Consider the following 15,377-nt stretch of genomic DNA (forward strand, 5'->3'; position numbering starts at 1 on the left):
TCGTATATTTGTTAGACCATGAGAATAATTTAAGATTATGAAAACAGAAAAAGAGAAAATGCTTGCCGGAGAGCCCTATGATTGCGGTGACACGGAATTAATCAACAGATGGCATAAAGCAAAGCAATTACAAAAAGAATATAACGATACCCCATCTGACGATATAGAAAAACTATCCTCATTATTAGACGATTTAATTGGATCAAGAGGAGAAAATGTTTGGATTTCAGCTCCCTTCTTCGTGGACTACGGTGAGAATATACATATCGGGCGAAATGTGGAAATAAATATGAACTGCGTATTTTTGGATTGTAATACCATCACTATCGGCGATTATTCGGGAATAGGTCCGGGTGTACATATCTATACAGTCTTCCACCACACCGCACCTCAGGAACGTTTGGGCGAAAACAGCAGTTTTTGGAAATCTCTCACCAAACCGGTGAACATCGGGAAAAACGTTTGGATTGGAGGTGGCAGTATAATCCTACCCGGCGTAACCATAGGAGACGGTACGATAATCGGAGCGGGAAGTGTCGTCACCAAATCTATACCCGCCAATTGCATAGCAGTCGGAAATCCTTGCAAAGTAATAAAGGATAATTTATAAAAGTAACCATATACGACAATACCCTAAATTTTGTTACCACGAGATTTAGGGTATTGTCGTATATATATTTGCCTTTGTAAATAATACGAATAAAAATATTTATCGATTCTCAATCGATACCCGATCACAACTTTATTTTAGCACAAATTTTGCGCAGTCTACCCTCTCCGATAATAGGAGCATGGCCGTCCTCTGGAAATACAATCAGAAACTGACCGGGATACACAGTGAAATAAGTCGACGGCCTATCGGAATAAAAGGCACAATCTTTCTCCTCGGAATACGCTTGCTGCACCTCCTTCAAATCGCACAGAGGCTTCCACCCCACTATTTCAGGAGCATCAAGAGGGACATGCACATCGAGGTAACGTCGATGTACCTCTACAACCTGTTCCGATTGAGAACGTAATATCGGATAATCGTTGTTGATGAAAACTCGATCACCGTCCAATTCGATACGCCCAATCGGATCGGAAAGAAAATCATGCTCTTTAATATAACTGAAAAGTTTCCCCAGCAAGGGATGCAAAGCCTCTACCCGCTTCGTGTCACTCAAATCTCCTAAAATCATATATCGTCTTATTCTACTTCTGCTTCCTGCTCCATCGGTAATTTGTCATGCCATTTAGCCGACACATGTGTCCCGTCGCAAAAAGGCTTGTTTTGCGATTGTCCGCACCGACACAAGGTAACCCTGTTTCTTATCTCATAACTGCTTCCGTCCGAACTTTCTATACGAATTCCTCCTTTTACCCAAATGGGGCCGCTGACTTTAATCACAGGGTCTTCGATCAATCCTATTGCCGGATCAAATGGAGGTTCAAAAATCTCGCCTGTTTCTTTATCCCAAACAACCAAACGGCCGGCTGGACAATGCTCGGCTTCATGAATGACTAAGTCACGTTCTTCTTGGGATTCGGCCGTTTGTACCAAATTCCAAATTCTACCGTAGGCATCGCAAAAACGAGCGAAAGCGCAATATTCTTCATTATCAGCAAGTACCATAGTTGGCCCTATATATTCTTCGGCATCTTCCAATAAAGGCTTATGAGATGCCGTCTCTTTCGGGTCCCAGTCCGTGTGATGATGGGAACCATCGCAATAAGGCTTGTTCTTGGATGCACCGCATCGGCACAAAGCCGTAGGCTCCTCTGTCGTACTAAAATGGTTACCCTTACGATAGGTCCAAGAAGAACCTTCGTCATTAAGAACTATAATCTCTTGATCCATAGGAGGATTACCATAAAGCAAATAAGGGCCGTCCGGCGTAATCTTTATATAGAATTTCGCGGGAGCCATACGAGAACCGGCTTCGATAGCAGTTTGAATTGTTTTTGCCATAATCAAATTGTTTTTTATTCTTATAGCTAAAACAAGCTATAAAGAAGATGGTTCAAAATAATCACAAGCTGTCGATAACCAAACCATCGTATGCGAAATGCACATGGGCAGGCAATTCTTTTTCTACCTCCGAAGTCAATCCCATATGATGACTCATGTGAACCAAGTAGGCTTCCCGCGGCCCCACTCTATCGATGATTCGCAACGCATCGGCTAACGTTTGATGCGAAAGATGGGGCTTTTTCCGCAAAGCATTTACGACCAATACATCTATATCTTTTAACTTCTCATATTCCGATTCAGGAATAGTAAGAGCATCCGTTATATAAGCAAACCGTCCTATACGATACCCCAAGATAGGCAATTTATAATGCATCACCCTTATGGGAACAATTTCTATTCCCTCTATTAAAAACGGTGACAGACCTATCTCTTGCAAACAAATATTGGGAACTCCCGGATAACGATGATCGGCAAAACAATAAGGCAACCTGTTTCGTATTCCCTCGGCGACCGAAGGCTCCAAATAAATAGGAACAGTACCGTTTTCCCCGAAAGGACGCAAATCGTCTATCCCTCCGGTATGGTCATAATGTATATGAGTAACCAATACCGCATCGATTCGTTTAATATGGAATCGTAACATTTGCTGACGAAAATCGGGGCCACAATCGATCAATATGTTCTTACCCTCTATCTCAACTATGGCCGAGGTTCTCAACCGACTATCCCTCGGATCGGTAGAAGTACATACCGGACACGTACAACCGATTTGCGGTATTCCGGTTGAAGTTCCTGTCCCTAAGAAAGTAACCTGCATCATACTCATTCAATATAATTAACCTCAGGATTGATAACGATACCATAAGTGTCCGATACCGATTTACGAATCATTTCCGCGAGAGCAACCACATCGTTGGGCTTTGCATTGTTTTTATTTATCAATACCAGGCACTGCTTCTCATAAACCGCCGCACCGCCGAAACTTTTTCCTTTCCAGCCGCAACGATCGATAAGCCAACCGGCAGGAACCTTAACATGCATATCGTCTACGACGTAATGAGGCATATCGGGATAAGACGATTTCAGCTTCTCATATTGTTCCGTAGGAATTACAGGATTCATGAAAAAACTACCGGCACTGCCATATTCATCGGGTTCCGGCAATTTCGACCGCCTGATTTCTATGACAGCTTTACGGACATCTGCGATAGAAATGTCATCGCCGGGCAATGAAGCCCGCAGATTTCCATAATCCAAATGTAGCTCGGGCGATTTTTGCAATCTGTACACTACCGATGTAACGATATATCTACCCTTCCAATCGTGCTTGAAAACACTGCTTCTGTAACCATACCTACACTCTGCATTTCGAAAGGTACGGGATTCGCAAGTCTCGACATCTACCGCTTTTACTTCATGGATAATATCTTTCACCTCCACGCCGTAAGCTCCTATGTTTTGAATGGCGCTCGCTCCCACTTCGCCCGGTATATACGACAAATTCTCGGCTCCCCCCCAACCGTTAGAGACCGTCCAAGCGACGAAGTCGTCCCACACGACACCCGCTCCTATTTCCACAAGCACCTCGGTATCGGTCTCCTCCGACACAGCCATGCCCTGTATGGCAGAATGCAACAATACTCCATTGTACATTTCTTTTACAAAAAGCAAATTGCTTCCCCCTCCTATCGGGAAAAAAGTATGTTCCCGCAATAAATCGGACTGCAACAACGTCACCAACTCTTCGACCGTTTCATACTCTACAAACCACTTGGTATAAACGGGCATGTGGAATGTATGCCTGTCCTTTATAAAATAATTCTCCTCTATCTTAATCATATCACAACCTATAATCGGCCAACAAATCATCGACAAAAAACAGATACGCTCCCGAGTTGTATATCCATTGCTCTCTCAATCCGCTGTATGTGGGAATCTTCTTCACCTCGTTCGGATTGCCCAACGAAAGTTTACATTCGGCCTTCGTCATACCCGTCTTTACTTTTCCCAACGTAATTTGCTCCCAAGCATCGTCCTGTATTTCCTTATATTGCAAACGCGGATTCTCGAAAGAAAACAAGCGGTCGAACGTGATATATTGGGAGCGGGAAGAAGAAAGCAATGACATGAAAACTCCCGCTTGATTTCCTTTATCGTCCTCGAACCAAACTTCGACCGGCAACACGTTATTTCCCGGACGAATATCCACAACTCGGACAGGTATCAACTTTCGCCCCTCTATCGCTTCCGATTTTTCATTGTACCACATAGGCGTTTTTATATACAGAACTCTGTCTTTCAAAAGAGAGCGAGCCATATTTAAATCATCGATATCGATGAACGGAGGTATCAATGGTGTATATTTCAACCGACCGATCTCCTCCCGGGTCTTCCCTGTTTCATAGCGAAACTTATGACCTTCGCAATCGAATAACAAAACAACTTTGTCGTCCCCGCCGAAAGGGCTTTCTTCTATACTTCCGGCATACGTAAAAATTTTCCCCTTCAAAGAGATACTATCCGGGAAAGTAGGCTTTTCCGGTCTGAAAACGAACGAAAGTTTCTCATCGGTATAATAAAACGGCTTTCCTATGCGCCACGTATCGCACCCTTGTTGAACGAAATAAGACTCTATAAAACGATCTTCGGGACTCTGTGCCGCAATTTCGCCTGTATCGGGCATAGTTATTTTCTTTGTACTCTCGACTCCTGTAAAACAAGAGGTTACGAAAATACACAAAACCGTTGCCACCATATAAACTATACCAGTTCTCATATCTCATTAAATTCCGATGATTTCCATTCATCTATGTTATATGAATCATAGACGTATAATTTACAAAGATAGCGAAAGGCGAGTGCAGAGACAAACAGAAATCGCATTCCCGATTTGGCTATGCCGAACCGCATCCTATCTTCGTATTTACAAAGATAGCGAAAGGTGAGCGCAGAGACAAACGAAAATCACATTCCCGACTTGGCTATGCCGAACCGCATCCTATCTTCGTATTTACAAAGATAGCAGAAGCGATGTAGAGAAACAAATTTATTTTAGATTTTCATTAAATCAGCTTAACTAATTGAAAAATAAACTTTTATCTAATTATTTAAGAAGTAGAGGCAACGATTTAGCAACATATAAGGCTTGCAGTCCCGTGTCGATTCCACACAATAAGAACCGTCGAGTTATCCATTATAGTCTGCAAATCGCTCCTTTACTATTTATTGTGCGAGAACCATACCGCACAACAATAAAAATGAGATGTATAGTGTTAAATTCTATTCATTGTATTTCTGTCATTTCGAGATTGCTAACGGGGTACAGTTTGCCACCATTAGAATAGGCGCCTGTTATCCAACTATGCAATCTGTTCTATTCGACTTTTTTGACATAAAGGATAAGAAGCAATGAACGGTTCTATTTTTTGTTTCATTTCAACAAATGAAACCCCGTAAAAATACAAGGCTGTCCATTCATTACCTTCCCAATAACTATAAAAACGACCTATGCCATTCATTGCTGATTCCATCTGCTCAATGACGTGATTGATATCGCAACTCTCATAAATTTCATCTGGTAAATCCGTTCCATTGACATAAAAAGCCAATCCCTCCAAAGTCCCTACTTCTATCTTAATTTCAGGTACTATGCATAATAAAGCTGAGCCTTTGGGGATTCCTATTATATTCATAAGCTCCACCAAATGGTTTACACTATCTTGTTTATCATCATTTAGGTGAATCTCTATATCACAGGATACAATTTCTCCGGTTTGTGGATTTTGTAGTGTTCCTCCACCCGTTACTTCTCCCAATTTTCCCTTTTCAAGAATTTCTTGAAGTGCATCTTCCAAATCATGTCTGTGCATGGGTTGCAAACGTGAGTTCAAATTCAATGTTAGGTCCATATTTTCTATGATTTTATTTGTTGGATAAATTATACTATCAGCCGATTTGACTGTTGTTCTTTTCAAACATATCACTTTGTGAACAAATATAGTGAAAGGTGAGTGCAGAGACAAGAGGGAATTATATTTCCGATTTGACTATGCCGAACCGAATCCTATATTCGTGTTTACAAATATAGCGAAAGGCGAGAGCAAAGACAAGAGGAAATCCCATTTCCGACTTGGCTATACCGAGCCGCATCCTATATTCGTAGTTACAAATATAAAAAAAGTGACGTACACCACGAACGGTGCACCGCACTTTTTTCGGCAAATCGGGCAGTATTTAACATTTATAGCTCGAACTACTATCTTACACCGTCAGCTGTTTTTTTATCCGCACGGTCTCAATAAGAAAAAAAGAGAAGTCGTTTCTAATTTTTTTCGTACTTTTGCGATATGAAAACTTCGACCTCCTTATCGGTTCACAGGGTATGGTTCCGCCGATGGAATCGCCATAACTATGCTACCTTTTGCAGTATAGGCAAATGTGTAAACATAGGAAGTGTCCGTAAGGAAATAGCCGACAAGTCTTTGAAAAAAGGACTTTCCATAACTTCCACCGATACTATCGTGGGAAATATGGAACGTTCGGATAAACCGTCCGAAGAAGGACACACGGCGGGAAGTTTTTTTCTCCCCGAAATTTTAGCGAATACCGTAGATACTCCGGTGACAAGCTGCGCCACCGGTCATTCGTGCGACAATAAACAGACATTTACTAACTATATATTCCGGGATAACAGCAGCCGTTTCGCTTTATACCGGATTTTTCATATTCTAAAAACGCTTGCTTATGGATAATTTTGATGCCCAACATCTATGGCATCCCTACACCTCGACCATTGCCCCCCTGCCCTGCTATCCCGTCAAGAGGGCGGAAGGGGTATATATAGAATTGGAAAACGGACAAAGGCTCATCGACGGCATGTCGTCATGGTGGGCGGCCGTACACGGATACAACAACCCCACGCTCAACAAGGCGGCGGAAGAGCAACTAAAAAAAATGTCGCACGTCATGTTCGGTGGGCTCACCCACCAACCGGCGATCGACCTCGGGAAACTGCTTTTGCAAATCGTTCCCCCGTCCATGCAACACATATTTTATTGCGATTCGGGTTCCGTATCGGTCGAAGTCGCCATGAAAATGGCTATACAATATTGGCACGCCCGCGGAAAGGCCTCTAAATGCAACCTCATCACCATACGGTCGGGGTATCATGGCGACACTTGGAATGCCATGTCGGTGTGCGACCCGGTAACTGGTATGCACTCCATTTTCGGGGATGCGCTCCCCACCCGCTATTTTGTCCCGTCTCCCTCCTGCCGATTCGACGACGAATGGGATCCCGCCTGTATCGCTCCTCTTCGGGAAGCCATAGAAGCCCATCACGAAGAATTGGCGGCACTTATCCTCGAACCCATCGTGCAAGGAGCCGGCGGCATGTGGTTCTATCACCCGCAATACCTTCGGGAAGCCAAGCAGCTATGCGAACGATACAACCTGCTGCTCATTTTCGATGAAATCGCCACCGGATTCGGCCGCACCGGGAAACTGTTCGCTTGGGAACATGCGGGAGTCACCCCCGACATCATGTGCATAGGCAAAGCCCTGACCGGAGGATACATGACTATGGCCGCCACTTTGACGACACACGAAGTCGCCCACACGATTTCCAGCGGAAATCCGGGAGTATTCATGCACGGGCCCACCTTCATGGGTAACCCTTTGGCCTGTGCCGTGGCCTGTGCGTCCGTCTCTCTCCTCCTCTCTTCCGGCTGGAAAGAGAAAGTCGCCGCTATCGAAGCCCAATTAAAACGGGAGTTAAGTCCGGCGGCGACACTGCCCCAAGTTTCCGACGTAAGAATACTGGGAGCTATCGGAGTCATCGAAATGAAAAACCCGGTCGATATGGCTTCCATACAGAAACAATTTGTCGAGCGGGGCATTTGGGTAAGGCCGTTCGGGAAATTGGTATACATCATGCCGCCGTTCATCATAACACAGTCTCAACTTTCCACACTCACCTCGGCTCTGTTGGAGGTAGTAAAAACACTGCGATAATGAATACCTATTCTTCCCAATTGGAACAACTCTCTCGACAAGGAAATTTGCGATCCTTGCCGGCCGTGGATGCACAAGGCTTGTCCATCGTCCGTGACGGGAACACCATGTTGAATTTCTCCTCGAACGATTATCTGGGACTGGCCGATGACACGAACCTGAAAAAGGAATTTTTGCAAAACCTGAATCCCCGTGACGTTCGTTTTTCCTCGACATCTTCTCGGCTGTTGACCGGCAATTTCCCCGTGTACGCTCGATTGGAAAAAAGGCTCGCCGAACTGTACAAAGCCGAAGCCTCTCTCGTATTCAACAGCGGCTACCATGCCAACAGCGGCATTCTGCCGGCAGTGACCGACAACCGCTCTTTGATTTTGGCCGACAAACTCGTCCATGCGAGCATAGTTGACGGGATAGGACTCTCCAAAGCCCGCTGCATACGCTACCGGCATAACGATTACGAACAGTTGGAACGGTTGGTTTCCGAGTCGGCCTCGCAATACGAAGCGATATTCATCGTGACCGAAAGCATATTCAGCATGGACGGTGACGAAAGCGACTTGCCCCGCTTGGTGGCGTTGAAGAAACACTACCCCAATATTTACCTGTATGTCGACGAAGCCCATGCTTTCGGCGTGAGAGGTCAATGCGGATTGGGCTGCGCCGAAGAGCAAGACGCTATTAAAGAGATAGATTTCTTGGTCGGCACGTTCGGAAAAGCGGCCGCCTCGGTAGGAGCATTCGTTATCTGCTCCGATGAAATGAAACGGTATTTGGTCAACAAAATGCGGACGTTGATTTTTACGACCGCATTGCCGCCTGTCAATCTCGAATGGACGCTGTTCATCATCGATAAAATCGTCGATATGCAATCGCGCCGGGAACATTTGGAGGCAATCGGCCACAAAGTAAGACAAGCGCTCAATCCGTTGAACGGAGCGATTGTCAGCAGCAGCCACATCGTCCCCTTCGTATTGGGCGAAACGGAACGCGCCGTACAAACCGCCTTGAAATTACAGCACGAAGGCTTTTATCTGTTGCCGGTTCGCCCGCCCACCGTACCGCAAGGAACCTCCCGGTTAAGGATTTCGCTGAGCGCCGGACATACCGACACGGAGATAGACCGGCTCATTCACACGTTAACCAAGATTTCATCGGGCCTATGATACAAACTTTCATTTCTCGCAGACACACCGACGACTTAATCCTCCTCTTCGCCGGTTGGGGAATGGATACGCATCCGTTTGCCTGTCTGAGTCACATAGGCTGCGACTGTTGTGTCTGCTACGACTACATCGACCTGAGCTTCGACACCACCCCATTCCTCGACTATAAAAACATCGAAGTCTATGCATGGTCGTTTGGCGTTTGGGCGGCGGCAACGGTCTTACCCGATAAAGGACTACCCATAAGGCACGCCACGGCCATCAACGGGACCGAACACGGAATCGACATCGAGAAAGGCATCCCCCCCGAAATATTCCGGGCGACCCTCGAACACTTGAACGAGGCGAGTTTGAAAAAGTTCTACCGGCGCATGTGTTGCGAACACCTCGACGATTTTAAGGAGGCTTTCCCCGAAAGAGACATGAACAGCTTGTACGACGAATTGCATACCATAGGCGAGAACATAACTCTGCACCCTCGTCCCCGTTTTCGTTGGGACAAGGCGATAATTGGGACAAGAGACCTCATATTTCCCGCAAGAAACCAAGTGAAAGCATGGGAAGGAACAACGGTCGTTCAAGAGCTGGACGAACCCCATTTTTTCCATTTCCGGCCGGTTGTATTGGAAAATAGGCTCGACAAAGCGACCATTAAAAACAGCTTCGGAAACGCAGCCTCCACCTATGAACAGGAAGGCCTTATTCAAAGCCGGATAGCCCGACAGCTGAACGACAAGATTCCGAGCCGTTTGAACAAATGCATCGACAATATACTGGAAATAGGTTGCGGAACAGGGAAACTGACTCGCTGTCTCATCGACAGATTCCCCGATGCCCGATTCACGATAAACGACCTGTCGCCCGAAATGAAAGACTACATAACCGCACTACCGTTCAAACAGTTGAATTTCATGGAAGGCGATGCCGAAAAAATCGATTTCGACGAAACATACCATTTGATTACCTCCGCTTCGACGATTCAATGGTTCACCGATTTGGAAGGATTCTTGAAACGCATATCCGGCAATTTGTCCGATACGGGCACGATCGCCGTCAGCACATTCGCAGCCGGCAATCTGCCCGAAATACAATCTTTAATGACCGTAGAAATGCCCTATTGGGAGTCTGCCGATTTAAAACGATTGTTCGAAAAACACTTTCGGGTCGAACTTTTCGAACAAGAGGAATACACCCTTCGTTTCGACACTCCCGTCGAGTTACTCCGGCATCTCAAAAACACCGGCGTGACAGGTATTTCGGGACACTCCCGGCAAAAAGGATTCGATTTTATAAAGCGATACAGAAAGACATTCGACGGGAAAAAAGAGATCACGCTCACCTATCGCCCCGTCTACATCGTCGCACATAAAAAAACACAGATATGAAAGGAACTTTTTTTATCACCGGTATAGATACCAACATCGGGAAAAGTTACGCCACGGGGTGGCTGGCGCGTGAATGGAACAGAAAAGGGATTAAAACGATCACTCAAAAAATGATACAGACCGGGAATGTAGGCCACTCCGAAGACATAGACCTGCATCGGGAAATTATGGGAATACCGTTCACCCCGGAGGATAAGGAGCAAATCACATTCCCCATTGTCTATTCCTACCCCGCTTCTCCGCATTTGGCAGCCGAGATAGACAACCGCATTATTCCCATAGAAAAAATAGCAGAGTCCACCCGAATACTCCAAAGCAGGTACGACGTGGTTCTGCTCGAAGGAGCCGGAGGTTTGATGGTTCCTATTACTCGCCGATACCTGACGGTCGATTACATCGCCGACCAACAGTTGCCGGTTATCTTGGTAACGTCCGGACGTTTGGGCAGTATCAACCACACGCTGCTCTCTATCGAAGCGCTGGTAAATAGGAATATTCCCCTTTACGGAATGGTCTACAATACCTTTCCGAAAACAGACGAGCGGATAGACAAAGACACCGAGGAATATTTGAAAACCTATCTGAACGAACATTTTCCCCAAGCACATTTTTGGACACTACCCGAGATTGCTTTACCCCGATAACCGGATTGTAAAAAACAGATGAAATTTATCGGGTCGTAAAGTTCGATCTATCGGGGCTTTTCAATATATTTGTAGCTACGAAGATAAGAAGCGGTTCGGCATAGCCAAGTCGGAAGTGCGATTTCCGTTTACTCGGCTCTTACCGTTCGCTATAATTGTTTACTATTCGAACAACCCCCATGAACACATCGACTGTAAAAACCATACTTTGTTTTCTGTTGATTATCCCGATTATGGCAAATGCCCGGTCCAATGATATACAAACTTGGATAGAACAAATCGGGCGGCAATATGCACCCGATTCCCGCACAGCCGTCTATACGGTATCGAGCGAGCTATTGAACGATTCTATCCATATTCTGAAAGGAAAGTGCGACAACCGGCAAGCCGTCGAAACATTGCTCCGAACGCTCGACACGGCCGGTATCTCCTATATAAATGCGATAAAGCTACTGCCCGACCGTCGTCTTGGCGAAAAGACAAGAGGTATTGTCACAGTCTGCTGTGCACATTTGAGAAGCGAGCCGAGGCATTCGGCCGAGATGGTCTCTCAGGCTATTCTCGGTACGCCCCTGCTCATCTTGGAAGAGCAAAAGGGTTGGTACAGAGTGCAAACTCCCGATAATTACATCAGTTGGATAATCGCAAATTCGATCTCCATAAAAACTACTGCCGAGTGGACCGAATGGAAAAATGCCACCCGATATGTCTATACCGGACTGCAAGGCTATGTATATGCCTCCGCAAATAAAAATGCCGAGACCGTGTCCGACATCGTATCGGGCTGTATTCTGCAAGCCGCAGGAAAGGCGGGAAAAAAGTTCATACCCGTGTCTTTCCCCGATGGAAGAACCGGATTCTTGAAACACGACGAATGTCGCGAACTCTCCGAGTGGGCATCGACCCCTGTAAACATGAATAAAATCATACAGACCGCCAAAGGAATGATGGGAACGACTTACCTCTGGGGCGGCACTTCGGTCAAAAGCGCCGACTGTTCGGGATTTGTCAAAACAGCCTATTTTTCTGCCGGAATCATTCTCTCCCGCGATGCTTCGCAACAAGCCCTCACCGGCGACATCATGTCGGCAGAACAATGGGACGAATGTCAGACAGGAGACCTCCTGTTCTTCGGCAACGCCCCCGGCAAAGTCTCGCACGTGGCTCTCTACCTGAACGATGGGAAATATATACACTCTTCGGGACAAGTCAAAATAAACAGTATCGATGCTCGGGATACCGACTATTACGCTATTCCGCTCCTCGGTATCAGCAGAATCGTGAACAAGATAGGGACTCCGGGAATCACGGCCGTAAAACGACACCCGTGGTACTTCGAGCAAAAATAAACCGAAAATGGACAGACGAGATTTTTTGCGCAAAAGTGCGATAGGCACATTGGGATTGACACTATCCCCCGCTCTTTTTAATAGTTGCGGAACTTCCGCATCCAAAGGAACAAGTTCAGATAGATTGCAACTTTCTTTCAAACCGTATGACTTGAAATTGAAACATGCCTTCAATTTGGCGAAAAGTTCTCGTACCCACACCCCCGATGTACAAGTACAACTCCGTTTCGGAGAATGGACAGGATACGGAGAAGCCTCCATGCCGCCTTATTTGGGCGAAACCCAAGAATCGGTATGCCACTTTCTTGGGCAACTCGACTTGAAGCAGTTTACCGATCCTTTCCGCATGGAAGAAATTCTCGACTATGTAGATTCCGTTGCACCCGACAACCGGTCGGCAAAAGCATCGGTAGATATAGCTTTGCACGATCTCGTCGGTAAAATCATGGGACAACCGTGGTACAAAATATGGGGACTCTCCCCCGAAAAATGCCCCGATACCTCCTTTACTATCGGGATAGATACCGCAGAAGTTGTCCGTCAGAAACTGCGGGAAGCATCCCCCTACAATGTATTGAAAATCAAGATGGGATTGGACAACGATAAAGAATTGGTAAAAATCATTCGTTCAGAGACCGACCGCCCCATCTGTGTCGATGTCAATCAAGGTTGGGACAATAAGGAGTATGCGCTCGAAATGATACAATGGCTTAGTGAACAAAACTGCCTGTTCGTGGAACAACCCATGCCCAAAGAAAAGATAGACGAACAGGCTTGGCTCCACGAACGCGCTCCTCTGCCTATCATCGCCGATGAATTTTTGCAACGTATGCCCGATGTACGACGGGCATACGGGCTCTACGATGGTATCAATATAAAACTAATGAAAAGCACCGGTATGCGCGAAGCCTACCGAATGGCCATACTGGCAAGAGCTTTGGATATGAAAGTGATGATCGGTTGCATGACCGAGACCTCCTGTGCCATCTCTGCCGCGGCACAACTGTCGCCGTTGGCCCACTGGGCCGACCTTGACGGAAACCTGCTTATATCCAACGATCTATTCGATGGAGTAAAAATTGTCGAAGGAAAAATAACACTGCTGGATCGCCCCGGCATTGGAGTCGTTCCATTATAAATTTATTTTCCAAAAATTTTGACAAGTCCATAACAGGAATAACAAAAATAAAAACGATATGAAACTTATATTCTTAAAGCCTTTAACAGTATGTACCCTCACTGTTGCCTTCACATTTTATGCGCTATCTTCAAATTCATATGAAGAAGCAAATGAAATAACATTCGACAAAATAGAGGCCGACTCTATACAAAAAAATAACAATATTTACGAAGCAGTAGAGCAAATGCCCTATTTTCCCGGTGGCGGACCTGAAATGATAAAGTTCATTCGGGAGAATATCCAATACCCCGCCTCTGCCAAAGAATACGGGATTCAAGGACGTGTAATCCTTCGCTTTGTAGTTACCGAAACCGGAACGATAGAAAACATCACTGTATTACGCAGTTTGGATCCTGCCTGCGATAAAGAAGCGATCCGTTTGTTGAAAAGTATGCCCAAATGGATTCCGGGCAAACAGAACGGGGAAAACGTATCGGTCTATTATACGCTACCCATCGTATTCAGGTTGTAGACAAGAAAGAGCCTTTCAAAAAACGACACTGGGGATACAAGACTCTCTGTCGATTAACCTTTGCGATAAAAAGAGGCTTTCAATACGATTGACAAAACGTTTTTTCTGTCGAAAGTATCATCATGCCATAAACCGCCGACAACAAGAATATACCTTTGTCGAAAAAACAAACGAGCGATGATAGATACAAGATTCGACACGAGCATAGATTTAAGAGGAGAAATCGAGAACTACCGTCAAGTAGCTCTGATCAAATACTACAAGATGCTCCTCGAAATCGATCCTAAAAAGGACCGGTTGACCTTGCTCGCCGTCCTTCGATGTATCGACAAGCTCGAAAGACATTCCCAAGAGAGAAAACGTCCCCGCTGCGATCGGAAGAAAATGCAAGCCGATGGAACACTCGCTTGGCACTACCAAAAGAGAAACCAACTCTTTCGGAAAGCCGGGCTATACGACATCGAGTCCACACAGTACCTTGTCGACCACGAAGAGATATTCGACACACCCGAGGAACGGGAGGAACGCGAACGATTCGAAGCCTGCCGGCGCGAAGCGCTCAGGAAACAAGAGGAAAGAAAAAACGAGGAGAACGAAAAAGCCGCCTCGGAAACCGCATCAACCCCCGAAAACAGAGAAGAAAAAGAATCCGATTCATACGAAAGAAAACCCGGTGACACCCCCGAATCATTAGAAAATGAATTCGGGAACCGGGAAGAAAACCTTACGAATCACATCGATACACCAGAATATCGGCCGAATCCCCATTCGCCTCTTTCCGGCAATATCTGGTGCGAAACCTACGTAAGAACTCAGGTCGGTGAACCGAATCCCGGATTCCATGCCGCCTCTTTCGGCAGCAATAGGCGGGAATAAAAGAAAATATTTCATTCTCCAAATACACATCTCAACCCCCTGTATCCCATTTTCTTGTGGAATACGGGGCAGAGGCATATATCCACACAAAAAAACGATCAAAAACAATCAGGTGGAATGTCAAACACACAGTTTATTGGTGTATACTCCCTCCAAAAATATCAAAAACAATATTCCATAAAAGTAAAAAGCCCTGCTTCCCACATTTCTGCTACTCCTCCTCTGCCGTGCCTCGCAGCTTTACAAGTTGTTTCGTTCACTATCGGAGATATGCTAAAACTCCTCCTCTGCCGTGCCCCGCAGCATTGCGGGGTGTTTTGCATAGCAAAATATAGGGGAGGT

Annotated in this window: 14 protein-coding genes and 2 pseudogenes; 10 read left to right on the forward strand and 6 right to left on the reverse strand. The window is 45.7% G+C overall.

What is annotated here, in order from left to right; all coding sequences use genetic code 11:
• The first annotated feature begins 37 nt into the window (after positions 1-37).
• Positions 38-610 (forward strand): sugar O-acetyltransferase, encoded by a 573-nt coding sequence (locus NBH06_RS03580; protein ID WP_250792801.1) that lies wholly within the window; start codon positions 38-40, stop codon positions 608-610.
• A gap of 124 nt (positions 611-734) precedes the next feature.
• On the opposite strand, the gene NBH06_RS03585 is transcribed toward NBH06_RS03580, so the two are convergent.
• The 6 genes from NBH06_RS03585 to NBH06_RS03610 form a co-directional block, all read right to left on the reverse strand.
• On the reverse strand, positions 735-1,181 hold the full coding sequence (locus NBH06_RS03585; RefSeq protein ID WP_250792802.1) for a NanQ anomerase/TabA/YiaL family protein: 447 nt from the start codon (positions 1,179-1,181) through the stop codon (positions 735-737).
• 8 nt (positions 1,182-1,189) lie between these two features.
• Positions 1,190-1,951, reverse strand: a complete 762-nt coding sequence (locus NBH06_RS03590) for a CDGSH iron-sulfur domain-containing protein (RefSeq protein WP_250792804.1) — start codon at positions 1,949-1,951, stop codon at positions 1,190-1,192.
• A 61-nt stretch (positions 1,952-2,012) separates the two neighbouring features.
• On the reverse strand, positions 2,013-2,771 hold the full coding sequence (locus tag NBH06_RS03595; RefSeq protein ID WP_195632836.1) for an MBL fold metallo-hydrolase: 759 nt from the start codon (positions 2,769-2,771) through the stop codon (positions 2,013-2,015).
• Between the two features lie 5 nt (positions 2,772-2,776).
• Entirely contained in the window at positions 2,777-3,790 is a 1,014-nt protein-coding gene (gene murB, locus NBH06_RS03600; RefSeq protein ID WP_195632842.1) for a UDP-N-acetylmuramate dehydrogenase, read from the reverse strand.
• A gap of 4 nt (positions 3,791-3,794) precedes the next feature.
• The gene (locus NBH06_RS03605; RefSeq protein ID WP_008862000.1) at positions 3,795-4,730 is read right to left on the reverse strand and encodes a hypothetical protein; all 936 of its coding nucleotides are present in this window, start codon (positions 4,728-4,730) and stop codon (positions 3,795-3,797) included.
• Between the two features lie 583 nt (positions 4,731-5,313).
• The gene (locus tag NBH06_RS03610; RefSeq protein WP_250792806.1) at positions 5,314-5,928 is read right to left on the reverse strand and encodes a hypothetical protein; all 615 of its coding nucleotides are present in this window, start codon (positions 5,926-5,928) and stop codon (positions 5,314-5,316) included.
• A 372-nt stretch (positions 5,929-6,300) separates the two neighbouring features.
• Here NBH06_RS03610 and NBH06_RS03615 point away from each other — a divergent pair, with 372 nt between their 5' ends.
• From NBH06_RS03615 to NBH06_RS03655, 9 genes and pseudogenes are all read left to right on the forward strand, one after another.
• Positions 6,301-6,705: a hypothetical protein gene (locus tag NBH06_RS03615; RefSeq protein ID WP_250792808.1), complete on the forward strand. Its 405-nt coding sequence runs from the start codon at positions 6,301-6,303 to the stop codon at positions 6,703-6,705.
• Position 6,706: 1 nt separating this feature from the next.
• Positions 6,707-7,966, forward strand: a pseudogene (gene bioA / locus NBH06_RS03620) (adenosylmethionine--8-amino-7-oxononanoate transaminase); the annotation flags it as partial.
• On the forward strand, positions 7,966-9,129 hold the full coding sequence (locus NBH06_RS03625) for an 8-amino-7-oxononanoate synthase (RefSeq protein ID WP_250792811.1): 1,164 nt from the start codon (positions 7,966-7,968) through the stop codon (positions 9,127-9,129). The pseudogene bioA and the gene NBH06_RS03625, both read left to right, overlap by 1 nt.
• Positions 9,126-10,514, forward strand: a complete 1,389-nt coding sequence (bioC, locus tag NBH06_RS03630) for a malonyl-ACP O-methyltransferase BioC (protein ID WP_250792813.1) — start codon at positions 9,126-9,128, stop codon at positions 10,512-10,514. Before NBH06_RS03625 ends, bioC begins: the two co-directional genes overlap by 4 nt.
• The gene (gene bioD / locus NBH06_RS03635) at positions 10,511-11,158 is read left to right on the forward strand and encodes a dethiobiotin synthase (protein ID WP_250792814.1); all 648 of its coding nucleotides are present in this window, start codon (positions 10,511-10,513) and stop codon (positions 11,156-11,158) included. Before bioC ends, bioD begins: the two co-directional genes overlap by 4 nt.
• A gap of 179 nt (positions 11,159-11,337) precedes the next feature.
• Entirely contained in the window at positions 11,338-12,507 is a 1,170-nt protein-coding gene (locus tag NBH06_RS03640) for a C40 family peptidase (RefSeq protein WP_250792815.1), read from the forward strand.
• Between the two features lie 7 nt (positions 12,508-12,514).
• The gene (locus NBH06_RS03645) at positions 12,515-13,645 is read left to right on the forward strand and encodes a dipeptide epimerase (protein ID WP_250792816.1); all 1,131 of its coding nucleotides are present in this window, start codon (positions 12,515-12,517) and stop codon (positions 13,643-13,645) included.
• Positions 13,646-13,853: 208 nt separating this feature from the next.
• Positions 13,854-14,159: pseudogene (locus NBH06_RS03650) on the forward strand (energy transducer TonB); the annotation flags it as partial.
• A 177-nt stretch (positions 14,160-14,336) separates the two neighbouring features.
• Positions 14,337-15,035 carry a hypothetical protein gene (locus NBH06_RS03655; protein ID WP_250792817.1) on the forward strand — a complete coding sequence of 233 codons (699 nt, stop codon included), beginning with the start codon at positions 14,337-14,339 and terminating at the stop codon, positions 15,033-15,035.
• Positions 15,036-15,377 lie beyond the last annotated feature (342 nt).

The organism is Barnesiella sp. B2-R-119 (assembly GCF_023656675.1).
Taxonomy (GTDB): domain Bacteria; phylum Bacteroidota; class Bacteroidia; order Bacteroidales; family Barnesiellaceae; genus Barnesiella; species Barnesiella intestinihominis.